The organism is Microbispora sp. NPDC046933 (assembly GCF_040644635.1).
Classification (GTDB): domain Bacteria; phylum Actinomycetota; class Actinomycetes; order Streptosporangiales; family Streptosporangiaceae; genus Microbispora.
Window position 1 is genome coordinate 1 of record NZ_JBEYWW010000069.1, and the last position, 15,469, is coordinate 15,469.

A 15,469-nucleotide genomic window follows, 5' to 3' on the forward strand; every position below is an offset into this window, starting at 1 on the left:
CGCAGTTCCGCGGGGGTGGCGCGGCGGGCGGCCAGCCGGCTGGTCTCGGTCTCCTGGGTGCGGCGGAACTCGAACAGCATGTAGATGTGGTCCAGGTCGGTGGGCAGGAAGAACGAGGCCACCCGCCCGGTGCCGAGCATTCCCTCGTCGTCGGCCACGTACAGGCCCCGGCCCTTTTGGGCGCGCACCCGGCCGAGCGCGGACAGGATCTTCACGGCCTCGCGGACGACGGTGCGGCTGGTTCCCAGCTGCCGGGCCAGGTCGTTCTCCGTCGGCATGCGGTCGCCCGGCCGCAGGCCCAGCCGGGCGATGAGCTCCAGCACCTGCTCGGCCGCCACCTCATAGCCCGGCCGGTATCCGCCCTCACGCTGGGTGTCGGTCACCGTGCTTCCTCCTCGCCGTTCCCTGCAAGAGTATGACGACTGATCGAGGTGGCCCTTTCCGAGGGTCCGACGGCGTGCGATCAGTACGACACATCTGAACAGGTCATGCGAGATGGTTGGCATGAGCGGGTGCGGCGGCAGACGTCGCCGCGCAGGCGAGTCAGGTATTCGACCGGCCAGATGTATTTGCCCGGCGCGTGTCGGACCGCCTTCGACGGCCGGACTTGCCCGGCAGGGGAAGAGCCGGCCCGCCGAGGGCGGACCGGCTCCGGATTGCGACGTCAGATCTGTGTCAGACGCGGGTCCACTTCTGGTTGTTCTGGCCGTTGCACGTCCAGATCAGCACCTTGGTGCCGTTGGCGGTGCCGGCGCCGGACACGTCGAGGCACTTGTTCGCACCGACGGCCGTGATGCTTCCGTCGGTGTTGAGGCGCCATTTCTGGTTGTTCTGGCCGTTGCAGTCCCAGATGATCACTGTGGTGCCGTCGGCCGTGCCGCCGCCGTTGACGTCCAGGCACTTGTTGCCGTAGACGCGCAGTTCGCCGGTGCTGGTGGAGGTCCACTGCTGGTTGGGCTGGCTGTTGCAGTCCCAGATCTGCACTTGCGCGCCGTTGGCCTGCGAGGCGCCGTTCACGTCCAGGCACCGCCCCGACCCCACGCCCTTGAGGGCGCTGGTGCCGCCCGAAGGCGACGGGGACGGCGACGGGGACGGGGAGGCGGACGGCGAGGGGGAGGGCGAGGGGGACCCGCCTCCCTGTCCGACACCCTTGCCGATGAAGGTGAACGAGTCGACGTCGAACGCGTTCGCCGAGGGTGCCTTGAACACGACGTAGAGATTGCGGGTGCCACCGGGGTCGGTGACCCGCACCGCCGGAAGGGACACGTAGGTGTTCCATCCCCCGGTCGCCGGCACGGCGCTGGAGGCGATGAGCGTCCCGGTCGGGGAGTCGGCGTGCAGCTCGATGGACGCCCCGGTGCTGGACGGCGCCGAGACACGGAAGGACACCGAGTCGATCCCGGACAGGTTGATCGGCATGAAGGAGATCCAGTCGTTGTTGGAGACGTCGCCGACGCGCCTGCCGCCCTCGGCCCCGGCCTCGTCGACGACCCGGATACCGGACGAGCCGGTGAAGTGCTCGGCCTGCTTGTGCTTGGGCTGCAGGGTGATGCCGGCGCTGCCCTTCAGACCGCCCTTGTCGGTGTAGTCCGCGCCCAGGACGTAGTAGACGTTGGAGGCCTCGTCATGGCCGGAGGCCGTGGTCGTGACCGTCCCGGAGCAGCCGGTGTACTGGCCGGTGTCGTGCGCGTGCTGGTCGTGGCCGAGCGCGGTGAACACATTGACCTTGGTGCAGTCGACGGTGCCGTCCTCGGGGTCGGTGACGTTCACCGTGTAGGACACCCGGTCGCCGAAGTCGATGAACCCGCCGTCGGGCGGAGCCGAGAAGACGACCTTGGGACGGGTGTTGCCGACGACGATGGGCAGTGTGACACTGCCCGTCTTCCCGCTCGCATCCCGTACGGTCAGCCTGGCGGTGTAGGTGCCGTTGGCGTTGTAGGTGTGGGACGGGTTGGCGCTGGTGGAGGTCCCGCCGTCACCGAAGTCCCAGCTGTAGGTGATCGCGTCGCCGTCGGGGTCGGACGAGCCAGCCGAGGAGAACGCCACCGTCAGCGGTGCGTTGCCCGAGTCGGGGTCGGCGCTCGCCTTGGCGACGGGAGCGCGGTTCCCGACCACGTAGTCGATCCGGTAGATGCTGTCATCGGTGTTCTCGTGGCCGAAGCCGTTGCCCCAGTCGGCCATGTACAGGGCGCCGTCCGGACCGAACTTCATGTCGATCGGCGCGTGCGGGGCGATCTGCGCGACGAAGGGATTGATCTTCAGGAGGTTGCCCGAGGAGTCCAGCCGCAGTTCCTTGACGAAGTTGCGGCTCCAGTCGTAGAAGAACGGCGTCTTGTCGAAGTACTCCGGGAACTTGCGGTCGGAGGTGCCGGCCGGGTCGTAGTGGTAGAACGGACCGCCCATCGGGGCCGCCCCACCACAGCAGTTGATCTCGGGGAACTCGGCGGAGACGTGGTAGTTGTACCAGATGGTCGCGGACTTGGCCGCGGGCAGGTTGGTCAGCCCGGTGTTGTTGGGCGAGTTGTTGACGGGCGCCGAGCAGTTGAACTTCGCGCCTGAGGTGTTGGTGGCGAAGTTGAAGTCGTTGAACGGGATGTTGTTCCCGACGCAGTAGGGCCAGCCGTAGAAGCCCGGCTCCTTGATCAGATTCCACTCGACGGTGCCCTCAGGACCGCGGTTGGCGTTCGCCGCCCCCGCGTCGGGACCGTAGTCGCCCACCGAGATCCAGCCGGTGTCCTTGTCGACGGAGAAGCGGAACGGATTGCGGAAGCCCATCGCGTAGATCTCCGGCCGCGTCTTGGCGGTCCCCGGCGCGAACAGGTTGCCGGACGGAATGGTGTAGGTGCCGTCGGACTCGGGGTGGATGCGCAGGATCTTGCCGCGCAGGTCGTTGGTGTTGGCCGCCGACCGCTGGGCGTCGTAGTGCTCCCGCCCCGGCCGCTCGTCGATGGGGGTGTATCCGCTGGAAGCGTTGGGGTTCGTGTCGTCGCCCGGGCCGATGTACAGGTTGCCGCCCGGCCCGAACGCGAGGTAGCCGCCGGTGTGGCCCGGCTCGTCGACGTTGCGGTACGCCGGAACCTCGATGATCTTCTTCTCGCTGGACAGGTCGAGGCTGGTGCCGTTGAAGGTGAACCTCGACACCCGGTTCACCTCACCGCCGTTGGACGGCGAGTAGTTGATGTAGATCCAGCCGTTGGTGGAGAAGTTCGGGTCCAGCGCCAGCCCGATCCCGCCGTCCTCACCGCCGTCGTACACCGACAGGGTGCCGATGACGCGCGTGCCCCCGCCGGTGGCGGGAATCAGGTTCACCTTGCCCGACCGGGAGATGTAGAAGACCCTGCCGTCGGCGGCCACGTCCAGCTCCATCGGCTGGTCCGGCGCGCCGTCGAGGGTCACCTTCTGGAACCGGGCCGCGACCGTGCCGCCGCAGTCGCCCGGCGCCGCGCCGGCCGCCCACTTCACCCCGCCCAGCACGTGCTGCTTGAACAGCGGCTCGGAGTAGGAGGACGCGTTGTGGCCCATGGCGGTCGCCCACACCCGGCCGCCCTCCGGGTTGTGACACCAGGAGATCGGGTGGTCGGCGCCCATCTTGTTCGCCCCCGCGTCATAGGTGGTCTCGTCCGCGGTGACCAGCACGTGGACGGAGCCACGCATGTTCTTGTCGAAGTTGTACCACTCCTCGGTACGCACCCAGCGGTCCGGCAGCCCCTTGGTGGAGGGGTGCACCTTGTCGGCCACCTTGGCGGTGCCCTGCAGGATCGAGGAGTGCTGCGTCATGTGCGCGCCGGCCAGCACGACCTGGTCCCACCAGGGGAACTGCGACTCGATGTTCATGTCGACGGCGTTGTGGATCGCCACGACGCCGCGGCCGCTGCGCACGTAGGCCTGCATGGCCTGACGCTGGGCGTCGTTGTCCCACACCATGCCCGAGGTCTGGAGCATGATCACCGCGTCGTAGGTGTTGAGGGTCGACGAGGTGAAGACGGCGGAGTCCTCGCTCTGGTCGAGCTGGAAGTTGTTGTCGGCCGCCAGCTGCTGGAACATCGCGATACCGGCGGGGATGGAATCGTGCCGGTAGGCGCCGCTCGCGGTCTTGCTGAACAGCAGCACCTTGAACTGCGGAGCGGCCGCGTGCGCGACCAGCGGCACCGCGGACAGCAAGAGCCCTAACAGGGCCGCGGCCAGGGCGGGGAGCAGGCGTGATCTTCGCATGAGAAATCTCCTGGGGGGTTTACCGGTAACGGTCGGAGTCGAAGAGTGCGAAGGTGCGAGCCGTCTCGGCTCAGGGGGAGGGGCGGGTGGTCAGGTCGAGGGTGCGGAGGAAGGCGAGTCCTTCGGTGGCGAGGGCGTCCTGGCTGGGGGCGAGGGGACGCCAGACGGATGCGGCGGTGGCGATGGTCTTGTTGTCGGCGGTGAAGGACTCGATCACGAGCGGGCCGCCGTAGTTCACGTCGCGGACGGCCGCCGCGAAGCCCCTCCAGTCGAAGTGGTCGCCGCCGGGGGCGCCGCGGTCGGTTCCGCATACCTGGAGGTGCGCGATCCTGGGGCCCGCCAGCCGGACGGCCCGGAGAGGATCCTTCTCCTCGATGTTCATGTGGTAGGTGTCGAGGGCGAGCCCGCATTCCTCCGGGAGGGCTTCGAGCGCCTGCTCGACGGTGTTGACGACGCTGGTCTCGTATCGGTTGAGCGGTTCGACGCCGATCCGGACCCCGCGTTCGGCCGCGTAGGCGACGACCGGTTTCAGGTTCTCCCGCAGCTCGGCGTAGAGCGCGCGCCGCTCGTCCGGGCTCATCCGCCAGGCCCGGCCGACCGAGGCGTACGCGGGTCCGCTGACCGCCGGCGCACCCAGGGTCACGGCCACGTCCACGCAGTGCCGCAGGTAGTCCTGGGTCTCCTGGACGCTCTGCCCCGGGGCGCCGACGAGCTCGCGTCCCGGTGGCATCGTGAGCACGACCGACGCGCCGAGGCCGAGCCCGTCCAGGAGGGCCGCCGCTCTCCCGGGGTCCCAGTCGCCGGGCTGCTCGACCGGCAGCTCGACCACGTCGAATCCCCATCCCGCGATCCGCGGCGCGAGGACGGTCAGGGACTCGTCGGTGAGCGGCGAGACCCAGACCCACGTGTTGACTCCGATCACGACGTGCCGCCCCACTTCTGCGGGTAGCCGGGCAGGTTCTCGCAGCCGCACAGGGCGTAGTGCAGCGGCGGCATGCCTGGCTTGAGGTAGGTGGCGAGGTTCTCCTGAGTGATCGTCGGTTGCGGAAGGTTCCAGACCTTCGGCACCTGCTCACCCTTGAGGATCTTGAGCGCCGCGATGACGGGGGTGCGCCACTGGTAGGTCGGATAGGTCGGAGCGACGGCGGTCAGCTTCGCGTCGCTCCACTTCTTCAGGAAGTCCTGCTGGTCCTCGCCGTTGATCGGCGGCACGGGCTGGCCCGCGTCCTCGAAGGCTTCCACGGCCGCGACGGCCGTGGCGCCCGCGTCCATCCAGACTCCGTCGATCTTGCCGTAGCGCTGGATGTAGTCGCTGACGACGCTCTTGGTCTTCGCGGCGTCGCCGTCGGTGAACTCCACGCCGACGACATCGAGGTCGCTCTTGTCGAACGCGACCTTCGCCGCCGACCACCGGGTCTCCAGCACGTCCACGCCGGGCAGGATGCGCAGCGCCAGGATCTTCCCGCCGGGCGGCACCTTGTCGATGAGGAACTCGGCCGCCTCGGCGCCGAAGGCGTAGCCGCCGATCGGCTTGATGAAGGTGACCGGGCAGTCGGTCTGGACCCCCCGGTCGAACACGATGACCGGCACCTTCGGGCAGGCACCGGACACCGCGGGGGTCAGCGTGGCCGTGGTGTTGGGGGAGACGATCAGCACGTCGCAGCCCTTGCCCTGCAGCTCCGCGATGTCGGAGATCTGCTTGTCGTCCTTGCCCTCGGCGTCCAGCATCGTGAAGCGGGCGATCTCCTTGTGCAGGGCGACCTCCGCCTGCATGGTCTTCAAGCCGACCTGCCGCCAGGGGTTGTTGACGGCGGCGTTGGAGAAGCACAGGTGGTACGGCCCCGCCTTCTTGTACGTGGCGGTGTCGACGAACTGCGGGTCGATGCTCTGTTCCCACGGCTTGTCCGGCGAGCCGGTCGGCTGCGCCCGGCGCATCGCCATCTGGGCGTCGTAGTCGGCCTGCACGAAGAACTTCGACTGCGCCCCGGTGCCCTTGTCCTCCGGCCCGGTGGACCCGGCCGGCGCGGCGGAGGCGGAGGCGGAGGGCGCGGGTTTGTCGCTGGTGCACGCGGCCGCCGGCAGCGTCAGCACGGCCAGCGCGGCGGAGGCGAGGAGCCGCCGCGAATATGAACGCATGGTTGTCCTTCCATCATGAGGCGGCCGCGGCTCTTCTGCGTGGGAGGCTCACCGCTCCCAGCGCCACCGCGGCGATGATGATCACGCCCTGTACGGCCGGCTCCACCGCCCCCGAGATGCCGTACAGGTTGAGCAGGGTGAACAGCGCCTCCAGGGTGAAGGCGCCCGCCATAGCGGCGACCACGGAGCCGCAGCCGCCCCCGAGGGCCACGCCGCCGAGCACGACAGCGGTGATTGCCTGGAACTCCAGGCCCTGGCCGACCTGCGCGGACACCCCGGCGAAGCCACCGAGCAGAATCGCGGCGACCGCCGCGGACAGCCCGGAGATCATGAACGCCACCGTCCGTACCCGGGCGACCCGGACACCGGACAGAGCGGCGGCCCGGTCGTTGTCGCCGGCCGCGATCAGCGTGTGGCCGAAGCCGGCACGCATCGCGCAGATCGCGGCGGCCGCCCCCGCGACGAGGATGAAGACCGACCAGGGCACCGGGCCCAGGCTCCCCCGGCCCAGCTCGCGGAACTGCGGGGACAGGGCGCCCCGGGGCGCGCCGCCCGTCCAGAGGAAGATCGCTCCCGAGAGGATCAGCAGCATGCCGAGCGTCGTGATGAACGACGGGACCCGGAGCAGGGTGGTCACGGTCCCGTTGACGAGCCCGGTGAGCAGTCCGAGGACGATCAGCAGGGCCAGCACGGGCCAGGTCGCCGCCGCGGAGCCGTCGATGAGCCGGGCGGCGATCACCACCTCGGCCGTGACGAGGGAGCCGACCGACAGGTCGAACTCGCCGGACACGATGACGAAGTACTGCCCGGCCGCGAGGATCACCAGTGGCGCGGCCCGTTTGACGAAGGCGAGGAAGGCGGGCGGCTCCAGGAAGTACGGGTTGGCGACCGCGATCGCGACCAGCAGCCCGGCCAGCACCACGAAGATCGGTAGCGCGCGTCTCATGTGGTCCGCCTCCTGCGGGCGTAGATCGCCAGGGCGGCCACCAGGACCACGCCCCGCACGACGTCCTTGGCGAAGGAGTTGACCTCCAGCTGGTTGAAGATGCTGTCGAGGACGGCCAGGAGCAGAACTCCGCCGACGGTCCCGGCGACCCCGCCGCGGCCTCCGGCCAGGGCGGTTCCGCCGAGCACGACCGCCGCGATCGACTCCAGGTCGTACCCGCCGTCGGTCCCGACCGTCGGCGCGCCGGCTCCGAGCCGGGAGGCCAGCAGCAACCCGGCGATCCCGGCGCAGACCGAGCAGAGCACGTGGGCGGCGACCACGACCCGCTCGGTGCGCACTCCCGACAGCCGCGCGACCTCGGCGTCCCCGCCCACCGCGTAGATCCGGTAGCCCAGCCGTGTCCGGCTCAGCAGGAGCCACGCGGACGCGGCCACCGCGGCCCACAGCAGCGCCGACACCGGGAGCGGCCCGATGCGGTCGTACCCGAGATGCTGGAAGGACTCCGGCACACTGCCCGCCGGCCCGTCGTACCGTTCGTCCAGCACGCCTCTGATGATCAGCGCGACCCCGAGCGTGGCGATGAAGGCGTGCACCCGGAGCCTGGTGACGATCAGGCCGTTCACCAGGCCGGCCGTCGCGCTCACCGCCAGCACCGCGGCCACCGCCGCCGGTACGCCTTGGTCGGCGCCCGCCATGATCTCGGCCGCGACCAGCGAGGTCAGGCTGATCAGGTAGGCCACCGAGAGATCCAGGCTCCCGGCCAGGATCACCAGGGTCTGACCGACCGCGACGATGCCCAGCGCCGCCGATCGCTGCTGGATCCCGACGATGTTCTCCTGGCTGAGGAACCGCCCGCCGTCCAGGGCGAACAGCAGCCAGCCCAGCACGATGAGCAGGGCCAGCGCCACGTAGACGGCACGCGCGGGCCGGTCGGCCGACAACCGCCGCAGGAACGAGCCCTCGGCCGCGACGCGCCGGAGCTTCAGTTGCTGAGTCACGACGCGGCCGCCAGGTGCATCACGGCCTCCTCGGTGGCGCCGGCGGGTAGCTCTCCCGCTATGCGCCCGTCCCGCAGCACGAGGATTCGATCACTCATGCCGATGAGCTCGGGGAGCTCGGAGGAGATCATCAGGATGGCCGTGCCGTCACGGGCGAGTTCGCGCATCAGCTCGTGGATGGCGGCCTTGGCGCCGACGTCGACGCCGCGGGTGGGTTCGTCGAACAGCAGGACGCGCGGCGCGACCGTCATCCACTTGGCCAGCACGACCTTCTGCTGGTTGCCCCCGGACAGCAGCCGGACCTCCTGGGTGGGCCGGGGCGGGGTGAGCCGCACGCGCTCGAGCAGCCGCTCGATCCCGGGCCGGCGAGTCCTGGCGGCCCGGGCGACGAGCAGGGCGTTGTCACGCACCCGCTGGTTCAGCAGGAGCCCTTCGGCCTTGCGGTCCTCGGTGACCAGGCCGATGCCCGCCGCGACCCCCTCGCGGACCGAGCGGGGGCGGCAGGGCGTCATCTCGCCGCTGGTGAACGGCTCCGCGCCGAACAGCGCCTTGGCCAGCTCGGTGCGGCCTGAGCCCTGCAGCCCGGCCACCCCGACGATCTCCCCGGCGCGCAGGTCGAGGTCGATGCCGTGCAGGCGGGCGTTGCCCCCGCCGCGCACGCTCAGCATCACCTCTCCGGGCGGTTCCGCCGCCCGGGGCGGGTAGTAGGAGTCCAGCTCCCGGCCGACCATCAGGCGGACCAGAGCCGCGGTGTCCAGGCTCGAGGCCTCCGCGGTGGTGACCCGGGCACCGTCCTTGAGCACGGTGATCCGGTCGGCGAGCTCGAAGATCTCGGGGAGCCGGTGGGAGATGTACAGAACCGCGATGCCGCGCCCGGTGAGCCGCCGCACCAGGGTGTAGAGCAGCTCCACCTCGTGGTCGGCCAGCGCGGCGGTCGGCTCGTCCATCACCACGATCCGGGCGTTCAGCGACAGCGCCTTGGCGATCTCGACGACCTGCTGCTGCGCGACCGAGAGCCGCCGGACGAGATCGCGCGGCCCGAACGACTCCTCGCCGAGCGAGCTCAGCAGCTCACCGGTCGCCGACTCCATCGCCGCCCGGTCGACCAGCCCCCGCCGGACGGGTTCCCGGCCGAGGAAGACGTTCTCGGCCACCGTCCGCTCCGGCAGCAGGGTGAGCTCCTGGTAGATGATCGCCACCCCGGCCCGCTGCGCCTCGATCGGATGCCCGAACGCCACGCCGCGGCCGTCGATCTCGATCGTCCCCTCGTCCGGAGTGTGCACCCCGGCGAGGATCTTCATGAGCGTCGACTTGCCGGCGCCGTTCTCTCCCACCACCGCGTGGACCTCTCCCGCCGACGCCTCCAGGTCGACCCCGTCGAGGACCCGGACGCCCAGGAAGCTCTTGCCGATGCCGGTCATCGTCAGCACGCGGCCCGCCTGCCGAGACGTGACGCCGGGCCGGCCGGGACGAGTCTCCGCGCCGTACGGGGTGATGACTCATGCACGGGGATCTCCTAAGGGGGTGGGAGTCGTGCCGGGCCCGGCGTGCGGCTTAGCGGGCCGGTCGACGGCGAGGACGTCACGGCCGCTGGACCGGCGCACGAGATCCTCCCCGGTGGACGGCGCGTGGCACGGGCGGACACCGGGCCTGCCATGAGGCGATGATCGAATTCAGAACGAAAATAGGTCTACAACAAAGAGCCTGTCAAGCATGCTTATCTACGATGGTTGGGAACGTATTTCGCTGACATAGCTGCGAGCGTCTTCATTGTGAATCTGCACGTCGGAGTGATGTCGATCGTGATAGAGGCACATCGCGGCCTTCAAATCCTGCGAAGATGGATACGATTCATCCAGGGGAAATGCCGGATGAGCATGAAACTTTCCTGCTCTATGGCCGATCGCACGGCCACGCGCGGCGCGGCCCTCGATCGAGGCCGCGCCGCGCTCACGTCATGCGAAGGTGTCCAAGGCGGCAGGGCTCCGGAGCTCCCGGCCCCTCTCTCCGGGGGTGGCCGGACAGCCTCAGACGCGGGTCCACTTCTGGTTGTTCTGGCCGTTGCACGTCCAGATCTGCACCTTGGTGCCGTTGGCGGTGCCGGCGCCGGACACGTCCAGGCACTTGTTCGCACCGACGGCCGTGATGCTCCCGTCGGAGTTGAGGCGCCACTTCTGGTTGTTCTGGCCGTTGCAGTCCCAGATGATCACGCTGGAGCCGTCCGCCGTGCCGCCGCCGTTGACGTCCAGGCACTTGCCGCCGTACACCCGCAGCTCACCGGCGCTCGTCGACGTCCACTGCTGGTTGGCCCGCCCGTTGCAGTCCCAGATCTGCACCTGGGCACCGTTGGACTGCGACGCCCCGCTGACGTCCAGGCACCGCCCCGACGCCACACCCCTCAGCGCGGTCGTGCCACCCGCAGGCGGCGACGGCGACGCGGAAGGGGACGGCGAGGGGGACGGGGAGGTCGATGGGCCGCTCAGTTCCTTGACCCGGATGTTCCGGAACGACACCACATCGCCCGCCCCGTGGTTCTGGATGCCGATGTAGCCCTGTTGCAGGGATCGGACCGGGTCCGTGTTCGTGAAATCATTGATCTTGGTGCCGTTGAGGAACACCTGCAGCCGCTCTCCCTGGACGAGCAGTTCGTAGGTGTTCCACTGACCCGGCGGGTTCAGCGCCGCGTCACGTGCGGCGAGGTCGGCCGACTGGAAGCCGTAGATCGCCCCGGTCGTCTTGTCCGCGGTGTCGGTGGCGTCGATCTGGACCTCATACCCGGTGTCGAGGGCCGTCTGGGGGTCGCTGGTGGCCGGGAACCCGACGATGACCCCCGAGTTGGAGTCGCCGGTCATCCTCCAGTCGAGCTTGAGCGAGTAGGAGCGGAACTCCTTGGCGCTGTACCACAGCATGCCCATGCCGCCCTGGGAGGTCAGCGTGGCGTCGCTGTTGGCGAACGAGCCGGGCCCGGCCTGCGTCCAGCCGGTGGCCGACCCGTTGTACAGGGTCGTGTAGCCGGTCTCGGGACGGCAGTCGGCGTTCGCGGCCTTGGCCGCGTAGCGGATCCCGCCCAGCAGCAGGGTGCGGAAGTTGGAATCGGCGTACGACTCCTGGGTGTGCCCGAGACCGGTGTAGAACGACCGGCCGGACGCCTGCGGGTGGCACCAGGTGATCGGGTGGTCGCCCATGTTCCCGCCGCTGTAGCTGCTCTCGTTCAGGCTCTGCAGCACGTGCACGTTGGCGCGCGGGTTGGTGCGGTAGTTGTACCACTCGTCGGTGCGTGCCCAGGTCTGGCCGAGATGGGCCGTGGCCGCGTGCGCCCGGTCCTCGTTCCGTACGGTCGCCTGCTGGATGGCCGGGTGGTTGTTGAACCAGGCCCCCATCAGCTGCCCGTAGTAGGGCCAGTCGTACTCGGTGTCGGCGGCCGAATGCACCCCCACGTAGCCGCCTCCGCCGTCGATGTACGACTGGAAGGCGGTCTGCTGGGAGGCGTTCAGCACGTCGCCGGTGGTGCTGAGGAACACCACGGCCTTGTACTGCGCGAGGTTGCCCGAGGTGAACGCGTTCGCGTCCTCCGTGGCGTCCACGGCGAAGTCGTTGGCGGCGCCCAGTTCGCGGATGGCCTGGATGCCGGCGGGAATGGAGTCGTGCCGGAACCCGGCCGTCTTGGAGAACACCAGCACCTTGAAGGCGGCGGCGTGGGCGGGGATGGCGGGGATCACCGTCGCGGCGGCGGCGGTGAGCGCCACCGCGGTCACCGACAGGCGTCGCAGCACGGATGTCTTCCGGTCGCTCCCCGCGACGCGCCCGAGCGCGGCGGGGGTCAGATGTCGCAGCATGGGTGTCCTTCCGTCGCGGCCCGGCACGGCCCCTTTCGACGATGAAAGCTGGGCCGCGCCGGGCGTCACATCAATGGGTGATCGGCGTGTGGCCGGGGCCGGGTGGTGTGTCGGGTGGCCTCAGACGCGGGTCCACTTCTGGTTGTTCTGGCCGTTGCACGTCCAGATCTGCGCCTTGGTGCCGTTGGCGGTGCCGGCGCCGGACACGTCCAGGCACTTGTTCGCGCCGACGGCCGTGATGCTCCCGTCGGAGTTGAGGCGCCACTTCTGGTTGTTCTGGCCGTTGCAGTCCCAGATGATCACTGTGGTGCCGTCGGCCGTGCCGCCGCCGTTGACGTCGAGGCACTTGTTGCCGTAGACGCGCAGCTCACCGGCGCTGGTGGAGGTCCACTGCTGGTTGGGCTGGCCGTTGCAGTCCCAGATCTGCGCCTGGGCGCCGTTGGCCTGCGAGGCGCCGTTGACGTCCAGGCACCGCCCCGACGCCACACCCTTCAGCGCACTCGTGCTCGCCGAGGGCGACGGAGAAGGGGACGGGGAGGCTGATGGAGAGGGCGACGGTGAGGGGGACGGGGAGGACGACGTGCCGGTGCCGAAGGTGAAGGCGTCCAGATCGAACAGGTAGCCCTGTCCTGTCGCGCCGCGGAAGACCAGGTACAGCGTCGTCGTGCCGGACGGCACGCCGCTGAGGTTCGCCGAGACGTCGGTGAAGGTGTCCCAGCTGCCGGTGCTCGCGACGTTCACCGTGCCCAGCAACGTGCCCGTGGCCGAGCCCGCCCGCACTTCGATCCGGCCGCCCGCGCCGGCCGAGGACACCCGAGCGGTGATCTTCGTCGCGCCGCTCAGGTTGTAGGGCTGGAAGGAGATCCAGTCGCCGTCGTCGGTGAAGCCGACCGTCTTGCCGCCCTCGGCGGTGGTGTGATCGGCCGTCTGCACGCCCTGCTGGGCGCCGAAGTGCTCGGCCTGCCGGTGGCGTGGCTGGAGCGTACGGACACTGGTGGAGGTCAGGCCCCCCTGGTCGGTGTAGGAGGCCTCGAAGACACCGTAGATGTTGGCCGCCGAGTCGTGCTCGCCGTCCACCGGCACAGCTATCGAGCCGCTACAGCCGCTCTTTGAGGTGATCTGGTGTGCGTGGCTGTCGTGACCGAGGAAGTAGGTGACGGTCACCTTCGAGCAGTCGATCGTGCCGTCCTCCGGATCGCTCACGGTGACCTGGAAGGGCACGGTGTCTCCGAAGGAGAACAGCTGGCCGTCGGCCGGGGTGGACAGCGTCACCGTCGGGGCGGAGTTGCCGACGGTCACGATCACGCTCGCGCTGCCGGTCAGCCCCTGCGGGTCACGGACGGTGAGGGTGGCGGTGTAGGTGCCGTCCGTGGTGTAGGTCTTGCTCGGGTTGGCCGCCGTGGAGGTGGTGCCGTCGCCGAAGTTCCACGCGTACGTCAGCGCACCGCCCTCGGGGTCGGAACTGCCCGCGGAGGAGAAGCTCACGGCCAGCGGAGCCGGTCCCGAGGTCTTGTCGGCGGAGGCCTTGGCGATCGGGTTGCGGTTGGCCTTGCCGATGTACTCGATCCGGTACAACGCCTGGTTGTTGCTTCCGGTGCCGTAGTCGAGCACGTAGAGGGCGCCGTCGGGACCGAAGGCCATATCCATCACCTGGGTGCCGTTCCAGGGGAAGGCGGAGATCTCCCCGTAGGCGCCGTCCGTCTTGACCTCGATCGCCTTGATCCAGCGGCGGCCGTACTCACCCGCGAAGAATCGCCCGTCGAGCGCCTGGGGGAACTTGACGGCCGAGTTCAGGTTCGGGTCGTAGCGGTAGACCGGACCGCCCATCGGCGACTCCGACCCGGAGCCGAACTCCGGCGGAGATCCGGCGTCCCCCGCGTACCTGATCCATGCCGGCTTGGCCGCAGGGAGCGTGGTCAGGCCCGTGTTGCGGAAGGAGTTGTTGGTCGGGCCGCCCGCGCAGTTGTACTTCGGTCCTGTGCTGTTGGAGGCGAAGTTCCACTCGTTGTAGGTCTCGCTGGTGGTGTTCGTGCCGGTGCAGTACGGCCAGCCATAGTTGCCCGGACTGGTGATGCGGTCGAACTCCACCTGCCCGCTCGGGCCCCGGCTGCTGTTGGTCACACCCGCGTCGGGACCGTAGTCGCCCAGGTAGACGATGCCGGTCGCCTTGTCCACGCTCATCCGGAACGGGTTGCGCAGGCCCATCGCGTAGATCTCCGGCCGGGTCTTCGCCGTCCCCGGCGGGAACAGGTTGCCGCTGGGGATCGTGTAGGTGCCGTCGGGCTGCGGCTTGATCCGCAGGACCTTGCCGCGCAGGTCGTTGGTGTTGCCCGCCGTGCGCTGGGCGTCGTACTGCGGGTTGCGGTCGGTCCGCTCGTCCAGCGGGGAGTAGCCGCCCGACTCGAACGGGTTGCTGTCGTCGCCGGTCGTCAGGTAGAGGTTGCCGGCGGCGTCGAAGTCGATGTCGCCGCCCACATGGCAGCACATCCCCCGGTCGTTCGGCACCTCCAGCACGACCTTCTCACTGCTCATGTCGAGCGTGTCGTCGGACTTCAGTGTGAAGCGGGACAGGTTCAGGTGTCCCTTCCACTGGTCGAACTGCGACTGGGTGCCGGTGCTGGGCGCGTCACCGGTCGGCGTGCTCAGCCGCGGCGAGTAGTAGAGCCAGACGTACCGGTTCGAAGCGAAGTTCGGGTCGACCGCCACACCTTGAAGGCCCTCCTCGTCGTGGGTGTAGACGCTGAGCCTGCCGGCCACCTTGGTGTTGCCGTTGACATCGGTGACGCGAACCGTGCCGTCGCGCGCCGTGTGGATGACCGATCGGTTCGGCATCACGGCCAGCGACATCGCCTCACCCAGCTCCGCGCCGCCCGACGCGAGCGACACCTGCTGGTAGTCGGACGCCGGGATGGTCAGCGCGTTCGCCGGAGCGGCGGTGAGCGCGAAGGCTCCGGAAGCGATCAGCGCCATCGTGGTCAGCGTTGTGAGCCACGGACGTCGGGACATCGGTGTTCCTTCCTGACCTCAAGGTCAGTCAGGGCAAAGCGCGCGCCGCCGCGCTGTTGCCGGAGTTCTGCTTCGTGCCCAGAGGGGTGCCGCCTCTGGTGCCCTCATCCGGCCGCCGATCGCGGCGGCCGGATGAGGGGGGCGTTTGTTGCCGATCGCTGTCGTACGAGGAGGGTGACGAACCGCTTCACATCAGGGAGGGCACGCCTCCCGTCCTCGCCGGTGGGGCGACGAGGACGCCGTCAGGCTCGGGTCCACTTCTGGTTGTTCTGGCCGTTGCAGGTCCAGATGATGACCTTGCTGCCGTTGGCGGTGCCGTTGTTGTACACATCCAG

General features: G+C 69.3%; 10 protein-coding genes. All 10 read right to left on the minus strand.

Annotated features, from left to right (window positions below):
* Positions 1–383: GntR family transcriptional regulator (locus ABZ857_RS43215; protein ID WP_357056510.1), on the minus strand; the 383-nt coding region annotated here is incomplete at its 3' end.
* 292 nt (positions 384–675) lie between these two features.
* On the minus strand, positions 676–4,212 hold the full coding sequence (locus ABZ857_RS43220) for a lectin (RefSeq protein WP_357056512.1): 3,537 nt from the start codon (positions 4,210–4,212) through the stop codon (positions 676–678).
* Between the two features lie 70 nt (positions 4,213–4,282).
* Positions 4,283–5,134: a sugar phosphate isomerase/epimerase family protein gene (locus ABZ857_RS43225; RefSeq protein WP_357056515.1), complete on the minus strand. Its 852-nt coding sequence runs from the start codon at positions 5,132–5,134 to the stop codon at positions 4,283–4,285.
* Positions 5,131–6,348, minus strand: a complete 1,218-nt coding sequence (locus ABZ857_RS43230) for a substrate-binding domain-containing protein (protein WP_357056518.1) — start codon at positions 6,346–6,348, stop codon at positions 5,131–5,133. The genes ABZ857_RS43225 and ABZ857_RS43230 overlap by 4 nt, the downstream gene beginning before the upstream one ends.
* Before the next feature lie 13 nt (positions 6,349–6,361).
* Complete coding sequence (locus ABZ857_RS43235) at positions 6,362–7,294, minus strand: ABC transporter permease (RefSeq protein WP_357056521.1); 933 nt, start codon at positions 7,292–7,294, stop codon at positions 6,362–6,364.
* Positions 7,291–8,292, minus strand: a complete 1,002-nt coding sequence (locus ABZ857_RS43240) for an ABC transporter permease (protein WP_357056524.1) — start codon at positions 8,290–8,292, stop codon at positions 7,291–7,293. Before ABZ857_RS43240 ends, ABZ857_RS43235 begins: the two co-directional genes overlap by 4 nt.
* Positions 8,289–9,713, minus strand: a complete 1,425-nt coding sequence (locus ABZ857_RS43245; protein WP_357056533.1) for a sugar ABC transporter ATP-binding protein — start codon at positions 9,711–9,713, stop codon at positions 8,289–8,291. Before ABZ857_RS43245 ends, ABZ857_RS43240 begins: the two co-directional genes overlap by 4 nt.
* A gap of 606 nt (positions 9,714–10,319) precedes the next feature.
* Positions 10,320–12,128 (minus strand): lectin, encoded by a 1,809-nt coding sequence (locus tag ABZ857_RS43250; RefSeq protein WP_357056527.1) that lies wholly within the window; start codon positions 12,126–12,128, stop codon positions 10,320–10,322.
* Positions 12,129–12,248: 120 nt separating this feature from the next.
* Positions 12,249–15,134 (minus strand): lectin, encoded by a 2,886-nt coding sequence (locus tag ABZ857_RS43255; RefSeq protein WP_357056530.1) that lies wholly within the window; start codon positions 15,132–15,134, stop codon positions 12,249–12,251.
* Between the two features lie 242 nt (positions 15,135–15,376).
* Positions 15,377–15,463 (minus strand): hypothetical protein, encoded by an 87-nt coding sequence (locus ABZ857_RS43260; RefSeq protein ID WP_357056536.1) that lies wholly within the window; start codon positions 15,461–15,463, stop codon positions 15,377–15,379.
* Positions 15,464–15,469: the final 6 nt, after the last annotated feature.

Coding starts and splice junctions, on each gene's coding strand:
- ABZ857_RS43245 (WP_357056533.1), bottom strand. CDS start 9,713: ATGACCGGCATCGGCAAGAGCTTCCTGGGCGTCCGGGTCCTCGACGGG.
- ABZ857_RS43250 (WP_357056527.1), bottom strand. CDS start 12,128: ATGCTGCGACATCTGACCCCCGCCGCGCTCGGGCGCGTCGCGGGGAGC.
- ABZ857_RS43220 (WP_357056512.1), bottom strand. CDS start 4,212: ATGCGAAGATCACGCCTGCTCCCCGCCCTGGCCGCGGCCCTGTTAGGG.
- ABZ857_RS43230 (WP_357056518.1), bottom strand. CDS start 6,348: ATGCGTTCATATTCGCGGCGGCTCCTCGCCTCCGCCGCGCTGGCCGTG.
- ABZ857_RS43255 (WP_357056530.1), bottom strand. CDS start 15,134: ATGTCCCGACGTCCGTGGCTCACAACGCTGACCACGATGGCGCTGATC.
- ABZ857_RS43235 (WP_357056521.1), bottom strand. CDS start 7,294: ATGAGACGCGCGCTACCGATCTTCGTGGTGCTGGCCGGGCTGCTGGTC.